Source organism: Methanoregula sp. (genome assembly GCF_041645475.1).
In the GTDB taxonomy this organism is placed as follows: Archaea; Halobacteriota; Methanomicrobia; order Methanomicrobiales; family Methanospirillaceae; genus Methanoregula.
Window position 1 is genome coordinate 33,655 of sequence record NZ_JBAZQA010000019.1, and the last position, 18,873, is coordinate 52,527.

Consider the following 18,873-nt stretch of genomic DNA (forward strand, 5'->3'; position numbering starts at 1 on the left):
GGAATTGCCCGGCCCCGCTCCCTGCCGTTCGTCCGGACCATAATGGCTTCCGCTTTCAGGTCAGTGTCTTCTCGTTCCAGATCAGAGTGACCGCGTAGAGCATGGAAAGGCATGCAACAAGGAAGAGTACTGCGTGCAGGTCCGGGGAACTGTTCAGGGAAAAGATCCGGTCAATGTCGAAGATGACAAACAGGGCGAACGTTATTGCGATAAATCCGCAGTACCTCTTCTTTTTCTGCCATGCTATGAACAGGGCAAGGAATGCTATCACCACCTCAACAAAGGTGGCTGCAAGCTGGACTGATTCGGCGATCTGCATGAGTGGGGTCCTCCTCTTTGGATTCTTTATTCCTTGCTGTGATCGTGTTTTTGCCGGCAGGTGTCAGATCTGGCAATTCCCGCCGTGCTTCAGGAAATACTGCTGGTGGTACTCCTCGGCCTGGTAAAATACCGCTGCCGGCTGGATGACTGTTACGATCTTGCCAAACCCGAACCTTCCGGAGACTTCCTGGTCCAGCTTGGATGCCCGCGCAGTTTTTGCCTGTCCGGGATTATGATAAAAGATCACGGACCGGTAGTTGGCTCCGACATCCGGCCCCTGACGGTTGAGCTGCGTGGGGTCATGGATCGACCAGAACACGTCGAGCAGCTGCCGGTAGGTGATCCTGGCCGGGTCGAATGTCACCTGTACGACCTCTGCATGACCGGTCTCACCGGTACAGACCTCTTCGTACGTGGGGTTCTTTTTGAATCCCCCCATATACCCGGCTGCAGTTTCGGTAACGCCGTCTTGCTTCCGGAACGCTTCCTCCACCCCCCAGAAGCAGCCGGCCCCGAACGTGGCCGTTTCTTCCTGTCCCGTATCTTTCACTCGTCTCCTCCTGTATGATCATGGAACCCGGGAATAATAAGAGTCACCGTTTCCCCCTCCCGCCCGGCGGATTCCTTTTTAGGGGGGAAAACCCAGATCTGATCATGAGAACACTGACCCGGCCCACCACCGGCCGGATTCTTGCCGGTGTATGCGCGGGGATCGGGGAACACCTCAATATCGACCCGACCGTTGTCCGGCTGGTGTGGGCAGCGTTTACCCTCCTCTCCCTGGGTACCGGCCTGATCGTCTATATCATTGCCTGGCTTCTGATACCGGAAGCTCCACAGAACCCCCCGCTGGAATCCTGACTGCGGCATATCCTGCACGAGCAATTCATCATTTACCAGATCAAACCTGTAGGCAGGCACTTCATGAAGATCCTCTTTGTTGTCTGTGGCGAGGGGCTTGGGCATGCATCCCGCTGTCTCCACCTCGGACATTACATACAGCAGCAGGGCCATACCATCCATTTCGCCGGCTATGGCAAATCCTATGATTTCATGAAGCAGCACGGGTGTTCGAACCTGCACGTCATCCCTCGCGAGGTCTGCCTTGAGGGAACAGATGGCTTTTTTAATCTGAAAAAGACCCTCTGGTGCTCCAAATCCATCCCCCTCGACCTGCTCAAGTCCGCTGCCGCGGTCCGCCGCCTCATCCTGAAATACCGTTATGACTGCGTTGTCTGCGACACGATGTACGGCGGGGTCATCTCCGCGTGGTTCCGCAGGATCCCGGTGGTCTTTATCACCAACCAGAATTATTTCAACGGCCACAAGGGCACCAACCCGGTCTGGCGGGTCCTCAATCTCTTGACCCAGTGGTACCTGGGCCTCGCAAAACACATCATTGTCCCGGATTATCCCCCGCCGGATACGCTGAGCGAATACAATGTCAAGGTTCCCCGCAGCCAGAGTCACCGTTTCACCTTCACCGGCCCGTTCTATGAATTCGATCCGTCGAAGTACCTCTACGACAAGAAGACCATCTTCACCAGCTTTGGCGGCGAGCCCTACAAACTCCCCATGTACCTGATGCTCAAGGAGATTGCAGACCAGCACAAGGAGGAGTTCTTCGATGTCTTTTATACCGGCCCGCAGATCCCCGAATCCTCCGACAACTTCGCCTCCCACGGGTATGTGCCCAATCTGTACGAGCACCTTGCGCAGGCAAAGATTGCCATTGTCCATGGCGGCCTCACCACCCTCCACGAAGCCATGCTGTTCGAGAAACCCGTACTGATCATCATGGACCCGAACCACCCCGAGCAGCAGAACAATGCCCGGAAGGTAGTGGACTTGGGTGCGGGTATTGCGATCGATGGCAGGGACGTGACAAAAGAGGTGCTTGAGGAGAAGATCGCCGAGACTATGCGTATCATCCCCCGGCCTTTCCGGGATACCCATGCCAGTATCCACGGGAGAAAGATTGCAACGGCGATCATTCTTGGATTGTGCAGGCCCCGGCAGCCTTAAGTGCAGAGACGGCAAAAACCACGATCAGGAGAGACCAGCCAGCATGACGGAACCGGAAAAGATCGCCCCCCTCAAAGTCACCGAAGAACTCCATACCTGCCCGTCGTGCGGATATGAACGCGGGTTCCACACGTCGTTTCTCAACGTGAATTCGATCAAGGATAATCCCATCAAGTCAACCCGGGAAGTGTTCCGGGTGGTTCTCATCTGCCCGGAGTGCGGGGCACGGTACGATGTCGGGTGGAGGGTCTCGTTTGTTGAACCCGAGGACCGGTTTGTGAAGACCGTGATCGTACCCTTCAAAAAGCCATGAGCCTGTATCTTTCTCATGGAGAATGCCCATCCCCTCCGGGCCGGTGTGCCGGGCCATGATGCAGTGCGCTGAATGCAAGGGCAAGGGCCGGTGCGGTCTGCCCCGCTGCCCTATTGTGAGCCGGTTCCATACCCAGGCGCAGATCAAACCCGTGAGCAGTTACCAGGGAATCGCCCCCTCTGTTTTTATCGGGAGTTACGGTTACCCGGATGTGACCGGCGGCCCCCTTATGATCAACGATTCCGACAACCCTCAGGACTGGATAAAGAATGGGCTCGGGATCGAAGAGATCGTAGCGGTCCGTGCCCGGACTATCCGCGGCAACTCGAACCTGCATGCGGCTACCGGTGACCTCCAGGAGATAGCGATCTCGAGCCTGCCGCTGGATGTCGATGTTGCATTCGAGAAACCGGTTGCCTTCAGCCTCAGTTTTGACGGAACGGTTGCCCCGGTCGGGTTCTCCGGTCCCGTCCGGTCCATGGACGTTATCGGGAGTGCCCGGGTGGAGCGGGCCGTTGACCGGATCACGTCGGATACGGACCTGCCGGCCACCGACGCGGCGGTCTCCCTCATGGAGTCGGATATCGATGTGTACCAGATTGCAAAACTGATGACGGCCGGGCTCCTCGGGAAGCGGCGTACGTTTGTTCCCACCCGCTGGGCTATCACCGCAGTTGACGATACCCTTTCTAAAAGTCTCAAGAACGAGATTGCCCGGTTTCCCCCGATAAGCGGGATCTCGGTTTTTTCCGCGGAGATCTACGGCAACCGGATCGTCTGCCTCCTGGTGCCGGGCGACTACCGGTACGAGATGATCGAGATCTGGGGGAAGAAGACGCTGTGGGCCGGTGATGAGGAAGTGATAGTCCAGGACCGCGAAGGTAAGAAGAAGAGCGGGTACTCCCCGATCTCCGGTGCGTACTATTCAGCCAGGCTCGCTGTCTGCGAATACCTCGTGAAGATCCGCAGGTCCGCCCGGATCGTGGTTATCCGGAGCATCTCGAATGAGTACTGGGCCCCGCTCGGGACCTGGGTTATCCGGGAGGCAACCCGCAAGGCAATGGAAAACCTTCCCTTAAGCTGCGCCACGCTCGACGAAGGTGTCCGGCAGGCGTGTGCAGCCACCGGCTCGGACACGTGGCTTGCCCACAGCACCCTTATTCCGGAGATGCGGGCCCAGCGCACGCTCTTTCAGTTCTGATAGGCCTGTGCCGAGTTGGCCTGCCGCAGGTAGCGCTCGCGGATACTTTCGATGGTCTCGATATCGGGGATATCCTTGTCATCCCGGATGCGGATGAAGCGCGGGAACCTCAGGGCAAAACCGCCCCCGTAGTTCTGGCTCGCCTGGAGCTCGGCGTACCCGACTTCAAAGACCAGCGAGGGCTCGAAGGTCACCTCTTTTCCCGACTTTGCAATAACGCTCTCCTTCAGGATCTCGTAGACCTCGGCCAGCTGCTCGTCCGAGAACCCGGTGGCAACCCGGCTGAGCGGGACGAGTTTCCCGCTATCCTGGCAGGCAACAAGGAACGAGCCGAAGACATGCGCCCGTTTCCCTTCGCCCCACTCGGCGCCGATGACCGCAAGGTCAAGGGTGTCCACCTGCGGCTTGATCTTGATCCAGTTCTTGCCCCGCTGGCCCGGCGTGTAGGGGGACGAGGGCACCTTGATCATGATCCCCTCGTGCCCGGCGGCAAGGGCATCGGTGTAGGTCTTCTCAATGACCACAGGGTCGCTGCTGACAACCTGCGGGGCAACATACTGGCGGACGGTTTCCTCCAGCCGTTTCCGCCGTTCCCGGAGCGGCATGTCGATGAGCGTCTCGCCATCGATCCAGAGGATATCGAAGACATTGGGGACCATTGCTACGGCCTCTGTTGCCTCTGCCACGTCATGCCTCCTGCGGAACCTGCGAAGCACCGACTGGAACGGCATGGGTTTGCCGTCCTTGATGGCAATGACCTCGCCATCGAGGATGACATCGTGATCGGTGGCTGCTATCAGCTGCTCTATCACATCCGGCAGGGCCGCTGTCACGTCTTCGAGCCTGCGGGAGTAGAGCCGTGCCCAGTTGCCTTTCTTGTGGAACTGGAACCGGGAACCATCGTACTTGAACTCGGCGGCAATCTCCCCGTGCTCCTCTATCATACTGGGAATGGTGCCCTGCTGGGCAAGCATCATCCGGAGCGGGTGGAACGGGGTGATGCGGACAACGCTCAAGGCATCCGGCCCGATCTTTGCGAGCCGTGCAACTTCGCCCATGTCGTTGAGCGCCTGCATGGCATGCTCCACGAGTGCCGAATCCACGACAAAGGCTTTTGCAATCGCCTCCCGCACACTGCCTTCCCCTACCCCGATCCGGAGCTCTTCGAGCATGATCCGGGCAAGGTACCTCCCCTCAAGCGGGTGAGCGTTTGCAAGGAGCCTTCGGACTTCGAGCAGTTTCTCCCGCTGGGATTTCTTCCCTTCCTGCCCGGCAATGCTGATGAGGGCGCTGTAGACCCGGACCAGGTCCAGCTCCTCGTGGAAGAAGGTCATCTGGGACTTTGCCGCAAGCAGGTCCTCGACCGCCTGTCCGACATCGCCGGTTTTGTTGATCCGCTCGATGACCTCTTCCTTTTTAATTCCCGCCACGTACCCGATCGCCTCGTAGAGGAGGTTTGGGCCTATGCCGAGTTTCTGCGAGGACCAGTCCGGGAAGATCCGGCCCATCACAAAGCGGACGAAGACCGGCAGTTCCTCATCAGCGAGCCCGGGCAGGACTTCGCTGATGATCGCAATCATGTCAAGCCGGCCGGCTGTGCCTTCGAGCCGTTCGCAGCACCGGGAAAAATCCATAAAGAGCATGGCGTAAACTTGCTTGAGATGTTGCTTTGGGTCGGGGATTAACATTGTGTTTTCCCGGCCCGGTGACCGCAGCGTTCAAACGGCCTTGCTGCGGGAAACAAAAAAAGGTGATACGTTCCGGGTTATAATCTGAGTTCCTGCGGACACGAAGGGGATGTCCCGTCCTGGGTGGCCACGATCACGCGTCTCTCCTCGTAAAAGAGCCCAAGCCCGTCCCGGGCGCTCCCCTTTGCTTTCTCGGGCGTATTGTTCATCTCGCTCAGGTGGGCGAGGATGACTTCGGGAATGTCTTTCCCGAACGCCTGGAGGCCGGCCGCGGCAGCCGGGTTCGAGAGGTGACCCCGCTTGGACCGGATACGGCGCTTGAGGGATTCGGGGTACGGACCATTCTGGAGCATATCGGGGCAGTGGTTGCTTTCGAGAACGATCCCGTCGCAGGGCCGGAGGAGTTCCAGCATGCGGGGCGTTAAGATGCCGGTATCGGTGCAGTACCCTATCCGGCAGTCCCCTCCGGTGATGATGAAACCGCACGGCTCGGCTGCATCGTGGGACGTGGCAAACGGTTCGACCGTGAAATCCCCGATTGTGAACGGTTCATGATACCGGCAGACCCGGCTCTCCAGCGGTTTTACTGAGGTGCGCCGGTGGTTGAGGAAATCGGCGAGCGTTCCTTCCGTTGCATAGACCGGAAGATCCAGTTTGCGGGAGAGCACGTCAAGACCCCGGACATGGTCCCCATGCTCGTGGGTAACAAGAATTGCCTGCAGGTGTTCCGGGTCAAGCTCAGCCCTTACCATGCGGAGGAGTGTCTCCTTTGCACTCAGGCCGGCATCGATGAGGATGCTTCCCCCATCCTTCTCTATGACAACCGAGTTTCCCTTACTCCCGCTTGCAAGAATCGTGCAGCGCATTGTCTCACCTATTCGTTCTGATCGTATTAGAGTCTGTAACCCCGTATGCGACAGGGTATGCCGCTCACACCGGGAACGGGATATTCCGGGCCAAGAAATGCCTTAAAAAAGGTATGGGGATGATCACTTCTTTGGCTTGAGCGCCTCGTACTCGGCAAGGACCGGGGCTATGGTCTTGGTGGATACGGAACGCCGCACAAGGGTGGTGAGCTTACGGCAGTAGTGAATATGGGCTATCTGGAAGCTGACAATGAGCCCGAAACAGAAACAGGTCACGATGACCAGGGAATAACTGACAAAATCAACCATGTTTTTTTCCTCCTCTTATGTCTCCCGCTGGAGTTCGTCAACAATCGGGACAACCGAGTCTGCATCGGAACACTCCTTTGCGACAATCATGAACCGCCGGGTGTAATGCATGATCAGGAGCTGGTATCCGAGGATCAGGCCGATGGTGAACGTAATGATCCCGATACCAATGTAAATCAGAATATCCGTGAAAAGGTCAGGCATAGCGCATCTCAATGACTGTTACTTTAGACAACCTGATAAATTTATTGACTGGATATTCTCTTTTTGGAAGGTTCATGAAGGGAAATGGGGAAACCGGGCTGTCCCGGCAACGGATCGTTGTCGATATGCCTCAAATTCCTGCACCCGCGGCTTCCGGCCCAAGGCTGCATGCCTGAAAAGGTTAATCCCTTTGATTACCGCTAATTTACAGTAATCAAACGAAACGAGCCGGCCGGCGTGGCCAGAGCCAGTCTCGTTCCGGGGCAGCACCTGGTATCGTGTCAGACCACCCCCTCCCGAAAATCGGCTTCAGCCTCTCGGAGCTGGCGGGATCGCTTGGGGATTTTGGCACGATCATCCCTCTCATCCTCGCAGTCGCACTTGTGTCGGATGTGAACGCCCGCTACATCCTCCTCTTCTTTGGGATCTGGTTCATTGTAACCGGCCTCTATTACCGGCTTCCCATCCCGCTCGAACCCATGAAAGCCGTTGCCGTGATAGTCATTGCCGGAACGATTGGGAGCGGGGAGATTGCGGCAGCCGGTCTCATCCTCGGTGTTATCTTTCTGGTGCTCGGGTACGGCCGTTTCTTCGGGGTCATCGAGAAGTGGGTGCCGCAGAGCGTTGTCCGGGGCATCCAGCTGGGGCTCGCCCTGCTTCTCTTCAAATCCTCGGTGGGTTTTGTTGTTCAAGACCCGGCATTCTTTATCGTCGGGGTAGCCATCATCGGGGCATTCCTCGTCCTCACCCGCTACCGGAAGGTTCCCGACCTCTCGGCAATCGTTGTCATCGCGGTCGGGCTTGTGGCCGGAATCGCTGTCTCCGGCTGGCCTCCGCTCAGCCTGATTCCGGCCCCCCAGCTGGTTATTCCTCTGCCAACCGATTTCTCCACCGCGTTCTCCACCCTTGTCCTGCCGCAGGTGGTCCTGACCATAACGAACGCGATCCTTGCAACCTCGCTCCTGACCAAAGACCTCTTTGCCCACGATATCCCCCCGAAAAAGTTCTCGACAACAATCGGCCTCATGAACTTAACCTCCGTGCCGTTTGGCGGGTTCCCGATGTGTCACGGTGCAGGAGGGCTTGCGGGGCAGTACCGGTACGGGGCCCGGACCGGGGGAGCAAATGTGTACGCGGGCCTGATCTTCATCATCCTCGCCCTCTTCTTCACGTCGCCGCAGGTCCTCTCGATCATTGCCGTGGGCGTCCTCGGGGCACTCCTCGTCTTTGTCGGAATCGAGATGAGCCGGCACAGCTTAAGGACCGATTCCCTCCTGGTTACGGGGATCATCGGGATCCTTTCGCTCATCAGTTCCATGACGCTTGCGTTTGTCGTGGGAATGGTCATCGCCTACCTGATCCCATATATCCGCAAACGGATAAATCCGGGCTTCCCCTTTGCCTGCTTTCCCTGAGTGCGGTTGTTCCGGTCCTTGCTGGCACAATACCAGCATTGATTACCCGGCGTTTCCCACAGCTGATCAATGCAGCGCGAACTAGGCATTCACATGAAAGGTGGTGTCATAACCGAGCGGGACGCCGATTTCTGCACCGTCCGTCTCCGGGCACCGGCCGGTGTCTTTACGGTAGACCAGATCCGGGGGATTGCCACCCTTGCGAAAAGGTACGGTGGCGGTCAGGTGCACGCCACAACCCGCCAGACGCTCGAGATCCCGCATGTCAAAGGGGCCGATCTGAAAAAACTTGCGAAAGGCCTTGAGAAGAACGGGACGCCGGTCGGTTCTGAGAAGGACGAGATCGTCAATATCATTGCCTGCCCGGGCACAACGCGGTGCAAGTTTGCCAATATCGACTCCCCCGGCCTTGCAAAGAAGATCGATACAAAACTGTTCGGGAAGGTCATGCCGGTCAAGATGCGGATTGCAATATCCGGCTGCCCGAATGCCTGCACCAGCCCAATGCTCAACGAGATCGGGATCATCGGCAGGGTAAAACCGGTCCGGACCGCAGAACGGCTCTGCACCGGTTGCGGGAACTGTGTCTATTACTGCAAGGAGAACGCGATCCGGATTAAAAACGGCATGTCGGTTCTGAACGATGATAAGTGCGTCCAGTGCGGTGTCTGTGTCCGGTCATGCCACTATGATCTGGTAAAAGCCGAACCCCTTCATTTCCTGATCACGATTGGCGGCAGGCGCGGGCGGCACCCGAAGATAGGAAGGGAATTCCTGACGGTCGAGACCGAAGAGCAGGTCCTCTTTGTGATCGACAAGATAGTTGACTGGGTTTACCGTCGGGCCTGGAGCGGGCGGCTCCTATCAGAACAGCTGGACGAACTTCATTTCGAGAAGTTCAGGGATGATATTCTTAAGCAGGTACCGGAAGCAAAGCCGGTGACGGATGGAAGGCATACGGCGCTGGCAGAAGGGCAGGAATAACCCGGTTTTTTTAAAAGCCCGGGGGACCCGTCCGAATCCCCCCCTCTTCATCCACTATAACGCTTTTTTCATGACCTGCAAAATCCTGCCCGTACCCGCAATCGTGATGATGATCCCTGTAAAAAACCGAAGAATCTCTGATTATCTGGTGTGATCTGATTTCCGGAACCCCCGCCGGTTCTCCGGTCGATCTCCCTTCCGAAATAACACCTCCGTTCTCAACCAAAAGGGTCTGTATTGACCGTTTTTAAAGCCCGGAATGTCCCCCGGATGAGCAAAAGGGGGGCAATGCAGCCCCCTTTCAAAAACGGTGTCGTGTAATTCGCTTAAAAATGCGACTCTCAAAAAACCGGTTTTACAAATCGGGCTCCGATTGGCAAACGGGGCGTTTTAAGAAGAGTTTGTTCCCGGGGGCTTTTCATGTCCGAAAGATCTCTGAAAAAAAGGGGGCTGGAAAGATCAGAGTTTCTTGTACAGGTTGCCGTACACGACAACGCCCTTCTTCTTCTTGTGGCGCTCGCCCAGGTCGCCGATGAAGTGGGCAAAGGTTGCCTTCCTGCCCTCGACTTCGAGCTCGACTTCGCCGTCTGGCTTGAAGCCGGGCATCATAACCTCGATGGTGCCAAAGACAAAGATCGTTCCCTCGACCATCTGGCCGCCGAGCTTGCTCTTTGCATTGCCCTTGACAACGAGCTTGCCGCCCTCGGCATGGGTCATGGCGTGGACATCGACATTACCGCCAACAACGATCTCGCCGCCGAGCATGTACATACCAATATCCGAGCCGGCATTGCCCTTGACCAGGATCTTCCCGCCGGACATGCCTCTCCAGTCGCCACGGTAGGCAGCGCCGAGATAGTTGCCGGCATTGCCTTCAATCGTCAGTTCCCCGCCCTTCATGGCCGTTGCGGCAAAGGCTGCAACATCGCCCTTTGCAAGGAGTTTTCCTCCCTTCATCCAGGCGCCGACATACTGGTCAGTTGAACCCTCGATGACCAGCTCGCCGGCAGTCATCTTGAACCCGAGGTACTTGACTCTCTTCACATCGCCTTTGACAACGATCTTCGTGTCCTCTGCGGTTGCTCCTGCATTGCCGCTGATCGCGAAGTACTTGCCGAGAGTCGAGGGCACATTGCCCTCGAACACGGGAAGTTCTGCAATCTGGGCCGCGCTCTTGCCGGCGAATGCATCGGGGGAGATGGTGTCTGCCTCAAGATACAGTGCAGGCGCATTTTTCATGGTAATGGTAACGGTTTCCATTTCTCTCCACCTCAGTTGGTTGCATCCACCTCGAGGGCGAACGGATTCGGGACAAAGTGGTGCCCGAGCGCCTCGTAGTTGTTCTGCGTCATGCTGTAGTACTTGACGAACTTCTCGGCAATGTCGCGCATAACCTGCGGGTTCTCCTTGGCCTTGACATTGACCCAGAGCGTGCGCTTGTGGCCGTTACTGACAATCTCGCCATTGCTGACTACCTGCACACCGCTCTTGAAGACGGCTGCGCAACGGCTGAATGCCGTCTCGATGTCGTCGGGGTTCGCCACCGGCTTGTCGGGGTTGAAGTTATACACTGCAACATCCGCATCCATGCCGGGTTTCAGGCCGCCGCAGATTGTGGAGAGACCAAGGGACTTTGCGGGTCCGGCCCGGGTCATCTGGGCAAGCTCGTAGAGCGAGATTTCCTTGTCCAGGCTGCCGATGCTGGTCTGGGAGAGGACCTTGTCCTTGTGCTTGAAGGCATTGATCTGGGTTTCCCGTGCCTTTGTGCTCATGAGCCACTTGATGACGCGGGGGTACCTTGTGAACGGTCCTGCGTTCGGGTGGTCGGTGGTGATGTAACAGCGCATCGGGTCCTTCATCATCAACGGGATCTCAAGACCGATTGCCCACTGGATGGCGCAGACCGAGATTGACGGGCTGTAGATGTACGGCACGACACCGGCTGCGGTCTCGAGTTCGACATCGCAGTTTGCCCACTTTAAGTGGTTGAGGCCGGTGAGGTGGTGCTCGAACGGGCCGTCAGCAGTCATCGTGGTGGTCTCGTCAAGGGTGACGTTACCGGTGTCGATGGTGATGTTCTTGTTCTTGTTGACGTAGTCGGTGATCTCTTTTGCGCCCGATTCAAAGTCGCCCCAGTTGGTTCCCTTGTAGGAGTGGAACTGGGAGTGGGTGAGGTGCAGGACCTGCTCGCGACCGAAGTTGTTCTTGGCCTTGTGACCTTCTGCGATCTTCAGGGTGTCGAGGGTTGTCTGGTAGCATCCTGGGTTCCCGAGGTTGTTCGGGTGGATGTGTACGGAGTGCGGGAGACCGAGGTACTCGTTTGCCTCGATGAGGCCCTTGACGATCTCTGCAGGAGTGATGTCGAAGTACGGGACAGGGTCGTTGACCGAGAGACAGTTCAGTCCCCAGGCCCAGGCTTCCGTGCCGCCGGGGTTGACGACCTTGACGGCATAACCCTTCGTCACGCGGAGGAGCCAGGCAATGTAGGCCGCGGTGTTCTCGACTTCCTGGTTCTTGAGATATTCGAGAACGAACCAGTTGTTGCCGAAGACCGGGAATGCGCCCTCGTCGATGATGGGGGTGTCGCGGATCTCCTCGTGCACGTGGCGGGCGAAGAGCGGGGGCATGGCTGCCTCCATTGCGGTGGTGTAGCCCATCTTGGCATACTCGTAGCCGGTCTTGAACGTGGTCGGGATCGAAGCCCCGCCGCCCATCCGCTCCATGCCCTTTGTGGGCGTGCAGCTGAAGAGCTTGTCCTCGGGCCGGTAGATGCGGCCGAGGTTGACCTTGGGCCCGGCAATATGGGAGTGGATCTCCACGGCGCCTGCCATGACGGTCTTTCCGGCAGCGTCGATAACTTTTGCACCGCTTCCGACCTTGTCGACAATCTTGCCGTCTTTTATTGCGATATCTTTCTTGTCGCCCTTGATGCCCTGGACCGGGTCAAAGACGTGGCCGTTCTTGATGATATATTCAGACATGTTATGCAACCCCCTTGAGCGTCTTTAAGCGGTCACGGACTTTGATGAGGAACTGCTCGTCAGTAAGCATGCCCTCGGGCGGTTCGACAACCTTGCGGCAGTCGATCGGGACATTGTCCATACGGTAGCAGTTGCCGCCGCATTCGACACCGTTGAATGCAACGGGGATATGGAGCTTGGAGACACCGGAGGTCGGGGTCAGGTGCGGGTCGATACAGACCGAGGGAACCTGGGCAATGTGCTTGACGGCACTGATCGGGAAGTGTGCCCCCGGGTCGCTGCCGATAGTGAACATGGCATCGATCTCACCGCGGTTGAGGAGGTCGATCGAGCTCGAGTCGCCCGGGTTGTAGCGGGCAAAGCCGCGGGTGAGGTCAACGGAGTACGGGAACCCGAACTGCCAGGCAAAGACTTCTCCGGAGCCGGTCACGTTGTAGTGGCCCCGCATCGGCATGATCGAGTATTTCGTGTACTCGTTGAGGTCCTTTGTCAGGGCAATGGCCTCGTCGATGTTGTGGTTCTTTGAAAGGGACTGGGTGACACCCATGCCAAAGAAGATGATGCCGAACCGGCCGCTCTTTAAGACATCCGCAACCTCGCGGATCTTCGCTGCCGGGATACCGGCAACAACGTCGGGGAGCCACTCGCCCTTGAGGGCAACGCGGAGTGCATTGAGGAGTTCGTAGTCTCGGCCCTGTTCAACCTGCAGGTGGACATCGGCCATCTTGGCGGTGTCGGTACAGCGCGGGTCAACAACCACCAGCTTGCGGCTCATCTGTCCTTTGCCGGTAAAGAAACCGCGGGGGAAGATGGAGTACCGGGACATGTGGCGGGGGTGGGCGTGAGCCGGGTTACAGCCCCAGAAGATGACGCGGTCGGCACGGTTCTTGACCTCGCCGAGCGTACAGGTCGGAAGCCCGATGTCCTGAACGGCGATAAGGGTGGTGCCGTGGCAGACTGCTGCGGTATTGTCACAGCAGGCCTTGGAGATCTCGGCGATCTCGTTGCCTACGCTCTGGGCCTCGCAGTTGGTTGAGGACCAGCCGTACATCAGGGGCTTTTTGGCCTTTGCGAGCATCTGGGCGGTGTATTCGGCCGCCTCGTCATAGGTGAGGTCCTTCCAGCTGCCGTCAGCCTGGCGCAGCCGGGGTCTGGTTACCCGGTCGGCGGACTGGGAGTGGAGGAACTTCTCGGTCCCGATAACGCAGGCATTGTAAACTTCGAGGAGTTTCTTGCCGTCGTCCGAGACAACGACTTCGAGATCGTCGCAGAGCGTTCCGCAGAACGGACAGATGACATCGGTAATATTCTTGGTCATCCTACAATCACCCCGCACTGTTTCTGGACGAGTTCGATGCCGAGAAGCACCGGCTCATCGATCGCCACCTCAACGGTAACCGGAGTTCCCTTGAAGGTTGGCATGCCGGTGGAGTAGGTATTTGGGTTGATGATCGAGTTGGCCCACGGTCCCATCGGGATAAATGCAACGCCCGGGTGGGGTCCCTGGGTGGCCTCAATGGCCTTGACGACAACGCTGCCGTATTCGCTCGTAACCCGGACATTGGTGCTCTTCCATGCCCCGAGTTTCTTGAAGTCGGATTTGTCCATCTCGATGATCCCGCAGGCAGTGCGGTACGAGGGCTTTTCTTTACCGCTCTCGATGGCAACACCCTGCTGGATGGTGCGTCCCGAGATCAGGTTTACGCTGATATTTTTGGTCATGGTAATCCTCTGGTTTGTCAGAATAGAGATCAGGCCTCGGTCCGGATCATCTCCCCTCTTCCGGAAAGGCGGATCACATCGTACGGGCAGGCATTGATACAGACACCACAGCCTGCACAAAGTTCTGCCTTTACATCGAGGTGAATCGACTTCCCGTTCTTCACAGCATAGATCTTTTCCTTGGTTGCCGGTTCGACTGTATACAGTTCGAGTGCATCAACCGGACATGCGATGACACAGTTGCCACAACCGGTACACCGCTCCATGTTTACATGTACTGAAAACGCCATGCACATCACACACATTGTCGTCGATAGATCCAATGTTGTTGAACAAGTTAATTAAAGATATCTAAATTTACAACGCGGTAATTAAAAATAGTTAACTTATGGCGATTAGTTAGAAAGAAACTGTATACTTATTGTTGATTTCCCGTACCGGTCCACGCAGTTTTCGTAATAAATCCGGTAATATCCGGGTTCCAACATCATAATCGCGTCCAGATTGGACGAGATCAATATATAATCATTTGCACCCTGACATTGGGATGACCGGTTTTGCTGGGCTGGCAATGTGCGCGTAATTGTCCCGTGACGTTTGCGTAGTATACCCGCATTAAAAATGGAAACCAGGGAGAACTTCTCCACAAGGAATTCCGAAAAAAAAGCAGGATTGGATAATCAGAACGTTCTGTCAGACCGTCCGGATGGTGCCGGTCTCGGAGGTGTCGTACCCGCCAAGCATGGTGAGGATCTCCTTAAACCGCTCAGACCTGATCGCACTGATGAGCGCCCTGACCCTTGGATCCTCCGCATGTTCATGGCGGATCGCAATCTCGTACCGCTCCTGTGACACCGGCACAAACGGAAGTCTGAGCGCTTTTGCTGCACTGTACACGCAGAGACCGGCCTCCGCTTCCCCGCTCTTCACTGCAAGGGCTACTGCAATGTGGGTGGTTGCTTCGCGCTCGTACCCCGGGATGGTGTCCGGGCTGATCCCTGCCCTCTTCAACTCGTAATCCAGGAGCATCCGGGTACCGGAGCCTTTCTGGCGGTTGATGAATGCCCGGCCCGGCAGGTCGGCAAACGAGAGACCGTCCCGGGATACGACCCCCTGCTGGCGGCCGGCAACACAGATGAGGTCAATCGGTATCTGCGGCAGGTATTTTTTGAGGAAAACCGTGTTGTAACTCCCGTCATCTGCGAGCAGGTGCGCCGGGGCGGCATGACAGTCGTCCTTTTTTAAGGAAAGGATCCCGCCCATGCTCCCCACATGGGTGGAGATGAGGGTGATACCGGCAGGCCGGAGGATGTCGGCCAGGTAATCGAGCACCGGGTCGTGGCTGCCCGTGACAAGGAGGGCATTTTCCGCGTCCTGCACCGGCACCATCAGCCGGGCATCAACCGTATCACCCGGGTTGTATCCCTCTGAATTCCGGGGAACCCGGATATACGCGTTCGCCCGTACGGCACTCATCTGGACGCCGGCACCCTTGGACTGCGGGGAGACCATCCAGCGGTCCCCTATTTTTCCGAGCGTGCAGAGGACAAACTCGTCCGATCCGATCTCTTTTGGCAATGCGGATGTGATGCCGGCCCGGATCACGACCGGCTCGGGAACCTGGAGCCCGTAGTTTTTGAGGAACGGGAGGACCAGTTCGCGGATGATGGTCAGGGCCGAGAGGGGGTAGCCGGGAAGGCCGATGACCGGTTTTCCCTCAATCGAGCCGATGATGACCGGTTTACCCGGCTTGGTGGCAACGCCGTGGACGAGCACGGTGCCCAGCCCCGCGATGACCTCGGCGGTAAAATCCTTGGTCCCTGCCGAGGAACCTGCCGAGACGATGACCATGTCGTTTTCCCTGACGGCCGCTTTGATGGCATCCCTGATGAGATCCGGCTGGTCTTCCACAAAGGGATACCGCGTGCACGCTGCGCCGGCGTCTTCGAGCATCGCCTTTGCCATCACGGTGTTGCTCTCCACAACCTGCCCCGGTGCCGGGCGGGTCCCGGCCGGGACGAGTTCGCTGCCCGTGGGGACGAGCCCGACCCTGACGGTTATCGTGTCGAGCAGGGTGATGCCGTACGTTGCAAGGGCGCCTATCTCATGGGGCCGGATGCGGTGCCGCGAGGGCATCACCATCTCGGACTCGGCAAGGTCTTCCCCCGCCGGGCGGACGTGCTGCCACGGGCCTGCGGCTTTTCGTATTGTATAGTTTCCGCCGCTTTCCCAGACATCCTCGATCATGATCACGGCGTCAAATTCCTGCGGGACAACATTGCCGGTGTTCACCCTGGCTGCCCGGGGCAGGATGACCGGGTGCTGCTCTGAGGCCCCTTTTGTCTCACTGCTCACGACCGCAATGCCGTCCATTGCTGCAAGGTGGATCTCCGGCACCGAGTATCGTGCAAATATAGGTCCGGCCGTGATCCGGCCGGCTGCCCGCTCCAGGGGAACCTGCAGGACCGATGGCGTGCAGGAAAACTCGCGGGAAAGAAGAGAGTGTGCATCATCAAGTGAAATCACCTGGAGGTATCGTTTTACCATACGATCACCTCAGCAGCATCTCCCGATTCAGGCCCCGCATATCCTGCAGGGCTTTTTTTATTCCGGTCTTTTCTCATGAGTTTATCGTTCTGTATTTTTCCTTATCACGTATACCACTTATGGATCAGTGAATCCCTAAGGACCGCAACAAATTATGTGAAACAAAGGCCGGGAATGGATCCGGCACTCTGAGATCCCGAAGATATCCGGCATATATCCCGGAAACCTGTGCGTACGAAGGGAGTAACGGTGATCCCCGTGAAAATAAAAAAGGGTATTAATGAAAAGACGAAAATGTGAATATCATGGAAAAAAAACCAACGTGTGAGCGCTGCGGGAAGGATGCGATCGGGTTCCAGTCCCTGGAGGGTAGTTTTGAATATGTCTGTTTGGACCATGCCGACAGTCTCCTCCTTGCCCTCAAGCCCGGTGAAAAGAAGGTCTACGGTGTTTGTGTCCTCGAACGATACCGCTGATACATGCTCAATTTGGATGCTTTGGGATGCAGCAGGCCTGCAGGACCACAAAGATGTATCTGCAAAAAGGCTCAAAGATACCATAATGATGACGGAAAAACCCACGTGTGAACGCTGCGGAAAGGGTGCGATAGGGCGCCAGTCATTGGGATGCTGTGTCGCCTTTGTCTGCGAGGATCATGCCGACAGTGCCCTTCTTGCCCTCAAACCCGGGGAGACGCAGGCATACGGGGATTGTTATCTTGAACGGTTCGATACCGCAGATCCCTGACCTTTTCTGAACGATAATGGATTGTACATCAGCCCCCTCCTGACCTTTTTTCCCTGGAGTATCCGGTTGTATGCTCCTTACGGTTAACGGAGAATCCGCCGGCGGTAATCGTAACCTGGGGTTCCGGGTCCTCCGAAAACGAAAGGCGACGTTCTCCTGTTTTTTCAGACTCCCCCGGCTAACATAACCCTCCTGTAAAAAAGATCGATTCCGGAGGATCCGGATTGTCCGGCATCCGGAAAATACAGGGAGAGGCGTTCCCCTGAGAGATTACCCGGAATCGGTTGAAAAAAAAATTAGTGTCCCTTGACAGGGTTGAACACGTTCAGGTAGATCATATCGCTGCCGGTGTTGTGGAGCCGTTCGCGCTCCGTCCTCTCTTCTGCGTATGCGAGGATTGGCAGTTCCATGTCAAGACCCGGGGTGTGGCCGAACATCTTCTCGAGTTCAACCTGCTGGGCATGCATGAAGAGCGCGTTCGGAATCTCCGACGGGCAGAGTTCCTGGCACTGGCCGCAGTTCACGCAGGAGTCTGCGATGTGGGCAAAGCGGATCAGGTGGAACATGAAGTTCGGCGGAAGTTCGCCGGGCTTGACATAGGCCGGGTTCTTTGTCGTGCAGTCAACGCAGTAGCAGATCGGGCAGGCCTCGATACAGGAATAACACTTGATACAGCGGGAGGTCTCGCTCATGATCTTCTTTAAGCGGTCCTTTCCTTCGCCAAGTGCCTCGAAGTCGTGCTTGCGCCACTTATCGCCGAGCTTGAGCATCGCGCCTTCGACTTTCCCGCGGATCTCAAGACCCTTGGGGTTGGCTGCCTCGGTTGCGAGGATCCCGTTCTTGACTGCGCCGGAGACAAGGTTTGCACCCTTCTCGGAGCAGACTTCGACAAAGGTCGCTTTTCCGGCCTTCTCGCCGATGACACCCCAGTTCCCGCAGGCAAGGTCTGCCTGCCTTGGGATCTTCATCTTGCAGCGGCGGCAGTTGCTGCGCCGCCCGTAGCCGGCCTCTTCGAGCTCGTCAACGGAGATACCCTTGTGTCCTCCCTCGTACTCGATGATGAACTGGCCCTTGTCGATCTCTTCCTTGTGGACAATGTTCGGGTCAACGCCGTACTTCTCGGCGATCATCCTGCGGGCAAGGACAGGGCTGACCGATCCTCCGCAGTTGACACCGATCATGACGATGTTGTCAAGGTTGATCTGCTTGCGCTTTGCAAGCTCGTAGAAGGCCATTGCATCGCAGCCCTTGACGGTGACACCGATCTTCATGTTCGCGGCGCCGTCCATGTACTTCTTGATGAGTTTTGGAAGGAGCAGGGTACCGCAGTGGAGCGAACCGGCGGTCTTTGCCAGGTCCTTGGGGTCCTTGATCAGGACCGGCTGTGCATCGTACAGGTCCGTTCCCTTGGTAATGACGAGGACTGCATCGACTGCCTTGGACTCAAGGGCGTACTTCCAGATTGCGGTAACTGCGCCACCGAGTTCGGCCTTCTTCTTGATGTCTGCGTCATTGGTCCACGCATAGAGCATATCACCTTTCTTTGCCAT

Annotated in this window: 21 protein-coding genes; 8 read left to right on the forward strand and 13 right to left on the reverse strand. The window is 57.1% G+C overall.

The features are described 5' to 3' along the window. Nucleotides 1-55: 55 nt before the first annotated feature. Both WC598_RS13275 and msrA read right to left on the reverse strand, forming a co-directional pair. Nucleotides 56-319 carry a hypothetical protein gene (locus tag WC598_RS13275; RefSeq protein WP_372961985.1) on the reverse strand — a complete coding sequence of 88 codons (264 nt, stop codon included), beginning with the start codon at nucleotides 317-319 and terminating at the stop codon, nucleotides 56-58. A gap of 63 nt (nucleotides 320-382) precedes the next feature. Continuing rightward, nucleotides 383-871 carry a peptide-methionine (S)-S-oxide reductase MsrA gene (msrA, locus tag WC598_RS13280; RefSeq protein ID WP_372961986.1) on the reverse strand — a complete coding sequence of 163 codons (489 nt, stop codon included), beginning with the start codon at nucleotides 869-871 and terminating at the stop codon, nucleotides 383-385. 104 nt (nucleotides 872-975) lie between these two features. Here msrA and WC598_RS13285 point away from each other — a divergent pair, with 104 nt between their 5' ends. The 4 genes from WC598_RS13285 (at nucleotide 976) to WC598_RS13300 (ending at nucleotide 3,860) form a co-directional block, all read left to right on the forward strand. After that, nucleotides 976-1,182, forward strand: a complete 207-nt coding sequence (locus WC598_RS13285; protein ID WP_372961987.1) for a PspC domain-containing protein — start codon at nucleotides 976-978, stop codon at nucleotides 1,180-1,182. Between the two features lie 63 nt (nucleotides 1,183-1,245). Next, nucleotides 1,246-2,346, forward strand: coding sequence for a glycosyltransferase family protein (locus tag WC598_RS13290; RefSeq protein ID WP_372961988.1), 1,101 nt, complete (start codon nucleotides 1,246-1,248; stop codon nucleotides 2,344-2,346). Nucleotides 2,347-2,389: 43 nt separating this feature from the next. Further along, on the forward strand, nucleotides 2,390-2,659 hold the full coding sequence (locus WC598_RS13295) for a hypothetical protein (protein ID WP_372961989.1): 270 nt from the start codon (nucleotides 2,390-2,392) through the stop codon (nucleotides 2,657-2,659). 55 nt (nucleotides 2,660-2,714) lie between these two features. Continuing rightward, nucleotides 2,715-3,860: a hypothetical protein gene (locus tag WC598_RS13300; RefSeq protein WP_372961990.1), complete on the forward strand. Its 1,146-nt coding sequence runs from the start codon at nucleotides 2,715-2,717 to the stop codon at nucleotides 3,858-3,860. Here WC598_RS13300 and WC598_RS13305 read toward each other — a convergent pair. The 4 genes from WC598_RS13305 to WC598_RS13320 form a co-directional block, all read right to left on the reverse strand. Continuing rightward, entirely contained in the window at nucleotides 3,851-5,503 is a 1,653-nt protein-coding gene (locus tag WC598_RS13305; RefSeq protein WP_372962017.1) for an ATP-dependent DNA ligase, read from the reverse strand. The genes WC598_RS13300 and WC598_RS13305 overlap by 10 nt on opposite strands. Nucleotides 5,504-5,625: 122 nt before the next feature. After that, nucleotides 5,626-6,414 (reverse strand): MBL fold metallo-hydrolase, encoded by a 789-nt coding sequence (locus WC598_RS13310; protein WP_372961991.1) that lies wholly within the window; start codon nucleotides 6,412-6,414, stop codon nucleotides 5,626-5,628. A gap of 123 nt (nucleotides 6,415-6,537) precedes the next feature. Then, complete coding sequence (locus WC598_RS13315) at nucleotides 6,538-6,723, reverse strand: hypothetical protein (protein WP_372961992.1); 186 nt, start codon at nucleotides 6,721-6,723, stop codon at nucleotides 6,538-6,540. 15 nt (nucleotides 6,724-6,738) lie between these two features. After that, complete coding sequence (locus WC598_RS13320; RefSeq protein WP_372961993.1) at nucleotides 6,739-6,927, reverse strand: hypothetical protein; 189 nt, start codon at nucleotides 6,925-6,927, stop codon at nucleotides 6,739-6,741. A 278-nt stretch (nucleotides 6,928-7,205) separates the two neighbouring features. Here WC598_RS13320 and WC598_RS13325 point away from each other — a divergent pair, with 278 nt between their 5' ends. Further along, a complete protein-coding gene (locus WC598_RS13325) occupies nucleotides 7,206-8,342 on the forward strand; it encodes a putative sulfate/molybdate transporter (protein ID WP_372961994.1) in 1,137 nt (378 codons plus the stop codon). A gap of 69 nt (nucleotides 8,343-8,411) precedes the next feature. After that, on the forward strand, nucleotides 8,412-9,326 hold the full coding sequence (locus WC598_RS13330) for a 4Fe-4S binding protein (RefSeq protein WP_372961995.1): 915 nt from the start codon (nucleotides 8,412-8,414) through the stop codon (nucleotides 9,324-9,326). A gap of 459 nt (nucleotides 9,327-9,785) precedes the next feature. Here WC598_RS13330 and WC598_RS13335 read toward each other — a convergent pair whose 3' ends face one another. The 6 genes from WC598_RS13335 to WC598_RS13360 form a co-directional block, all read right to left on the reverse strand. Continuing rightward, on the reverse strand, nucleotides 9,786-10,586 hold the full coding sequence (locus tag WC598_RS13335) for a formylmethanofuran dehydrogenase subunit C (RefSeq protein WP_372961996.1): 801 nt from the start codon (nucleotides 10,584-10,586) through the stop codon (nucleotides 9,786-9,788). A gap of 11 nt (nucleotides 10,587-10,597) precedes the next feature. Further along, nucleotides 10,598-12,307 (reverse strand): formylmethanofuran dehydrogenase subunit A, encoded by a 1,710-nt coding sequence (locus tag WC598_RS13340; protein WP_372961997.1) that lies wholly within the window; start codon nucleotides 12,305-12,307, stop codon nucleotides 10,598-10,600. Between the two features lies 1 nt (nucleotide 12,308). Next, on the reverse strand, nucleotides 12,309-13,625 hold the full coding sequence (locus tag WC598_RS13345) for a formylmethanofuran dehydrogenase subunit B (protein WP_372961998.1): 1,317 nt from the start codon (nucleotides 13,623-13,625) through the stop codon (nucleotides 12,309-12,311). Next, nucleotides 13,622-14,029, reverse strand: coding sequence for a molybdopterin dinucleotide binding domain-containing protein (locus WC598_RS13350; RefSeq protein ID WP_372961999.1), 408 nt, complete (start codon nucleotides 14,027-14,029; stop codon nucleotides 13,622-13,624). Before WC598_RS13350 ends, WC598_RS13345 begins: the two co-directional genes overlap by 4 nt. A gap of 29 nt (nucleotides 14,030-14,058) precedes the next feature. Next, nucleotides 14,059-14,319 (reverse strand): 4Fe-4S binding protein, encoded by a 261-nt coding sequence (locus WC598_RS13355; RefSeq protein WP_372962000.1) that lies wholly within the window; start codon nucleotides 14,317-14,319, stop codon nucleotides 14,059-14,061. Nucleotides 14,320-14,722: 403 nt separating this feature from the next. Further along, on the reverse strand, nucleotides 14,723-16,576 hold the full coding sequence (locus WC598_RS13360) for a molybdopterin biosynthesis protein (protein ID WP_372962001.1): 1,854 nt from the start codon (nucleotides 16,574-16,576) through the stop codon (nucleotides 14,723-14,725). A gap of 305 nt (nucleotides 16,577-16,881) precedes the next feature. Between WC598_RS13360 and WC598_RS13365 the strand changes: the two genes are divergently transcribed. Then, nucleotides 16,882-17,052, forward strand: coding sequence for a hypothetical protein (locus WC598_RS13365; protein ID WP_372962002.1), 171 nt, complete (start codon nucleotides 16,882-16,884; stop codon nucleotides 17,050-17,052). Between the two features lie 85 nt (nucleotides 17,053-17,137). Continuing rightward, on the forward strand, nucleotides 17,138-17,323 hold the full coding sequence (locus WC598_RS13370) for a hypothetical protein (protein ID WP_372962003.1): 186 nt from the start codon (nucleotides 17,138-17,140) through the stop codon (nucleotides 17,321-17,323). A 296-nt stretch (nucleotides 17,324-17,619) separates the two neighbouring features. On the opposite strand, the gene WC598_RS13375 is transcribed toward WC598_RS13370, so the two are convergent. After that, nucleotides 17,620-18,873 carry a Coenzyme F420 hydrogenase/dehydrogenase, beta subunit C-terminal domain gene (locus tag WC598_RS13375; protein ID WP_372962004.1) on the reverse strand — a complete coding sequence of 418 codons (1,254 nt, stop codon included), beginning with the start codon at nucleotides 18,871-18,873 and terminating at the stop codon, nucleotides 17,620-17,622.

Excerpts from the sequence above, each read along its gene's own strand:
- WC598_RS13370 (WP_372962003.1), top strand. The coding sequence starts at position 17,138 with ATGATGACGGAAAAACCCACGTGTGAACGCTGCGGAAAGGGTGCGATA.
- WC598_RS13275 (WP_372961985.1), bottom strand. The coding sequence starts at position 319 with ATGCAGATCGCCGAATCAGTCCAGCTTGCAGCCACCTTTGTTGAGGTG.
- WC598_RS13290 (WP_372961988.1), top strand. The coding sequence starts at position 1,246 with ATGAAGATCCTCTTTGTTGTCTGTGGCGAGGGGCTTGGGCATGCATCC.
- WC598_RS13300 (WP_372961990.1), top strand. The coding sequence starts at position 2,715 with ATGATGCAGTGCGCTGAATGCAAGGGCAAGGGCCGGTGCGGTCTGCCC.
- WC598_RS13340 (WP_372961997.1), bottom strand. The coding sequence starts at position 12,307 with ATGTCTGAATATATCATCAAGAACGGCCACGTCTTTGACCCGGTCCAG.
- WC598_RS13355 (WP_372962000.1), bottom strand. The coding sequence starts at position 14,319 with ATGGCGTTTTCAGTACATGTAAACATGGAGCGGTGTACCGGTTGTGGC.
- WC598_RS13315 (WP_372961992.1), bottom strand. The coding sequence starts at position 6,723 with ATGGTTGATTTTGTCAGTTATTCCCTGGTCATCGTGACCTGTTTCTGT.
- WC598_RS13365 (WP_372962002.1), top strand. The coding sequence starts at position 16,882 with ATGGAAAAAAAACCAACGTGTGAGCGCTGCGGGAAGGATGCGATCGGG.
- WC598_RS13320 (WP_372961993.1), bottom strand. The coding sequence starts at position 6,927 with ATGCCTGACCTTTTCACGGATATTCTGATTTACATTGGTATCGGGATC.
- WC598_RS13310 (WP_372961991.1), bottom strand. The coding sequence starts at position 6,414 with ATGCGCTGCACGATTCTTGCAAGCGGGAGTAAGGGAAACTCGGTTGTC.
- WC598_RS13285 (WP_372961987.1), top strand. The coding sequence starts at position 976 with ATGAGAACACTGACCCGGCCCACCACCGGCCGGATTCTTGCCGGTGTA.
- WC598_RS13335 (WP_372961996.1), bottom strand. The coding sequence starts at position 10,586 with ATGGAAACCGTTACCATTACCATGAAAAATGCGCCTGCACTGTATCTT.
- WC598_RS13360 (WP_372962001.1), bottom strand. The coding sequence starts at position 16,576 with ATGGTAAAACGATACCTCCAGGTGATTTCACTTGATGATGCACACTCT.
- WC598_RS13295 (WP_372961989.1), top strand. The coding sequence starts at position 2,390 with ATGACGGAACCGGAAAAGATCGCCCCCCTCAAAGTCACCGAAGAACTC.
- WC598_RS13330 (WP_372961995.1), top strand. The coding sequence starts at position 8,412 with ATGCAGCGCGAACTAGGCATTCACATGAAAGGTGGTGTCATAACCGAG.
- WC598_RS13350 (WP_372961999.1), bottom strand. The coding sequence starts at position 14,029 with ATGACCAAAAATATCAGCGTAAACCTGATCTCGGGACGCACCATCCAG.
- WC598_RS13305 (WP_372962017.1), bottom strand. The coding sequence starts at position 5,503 with ATGCTCTTTATGGATTTTTCCCGGTGCTGCGAACGGCTCGAAGGCACA.
- WC598_RS13375 (WP_372962004.1), bottom strand. The coding sequence starts at position 18,873 with ATGGCAAAGAAAGGTGATATGCTCTATGCGTGGACCAATGACGCAGAC.
- WC598_RS13345 (WP_372961998.1), bottom strand. The coding sequence starts at position 13,625 with ATGACCAAGAATATTACCGATGTCATCTGTCCGTTCTGCGGAACGCTC.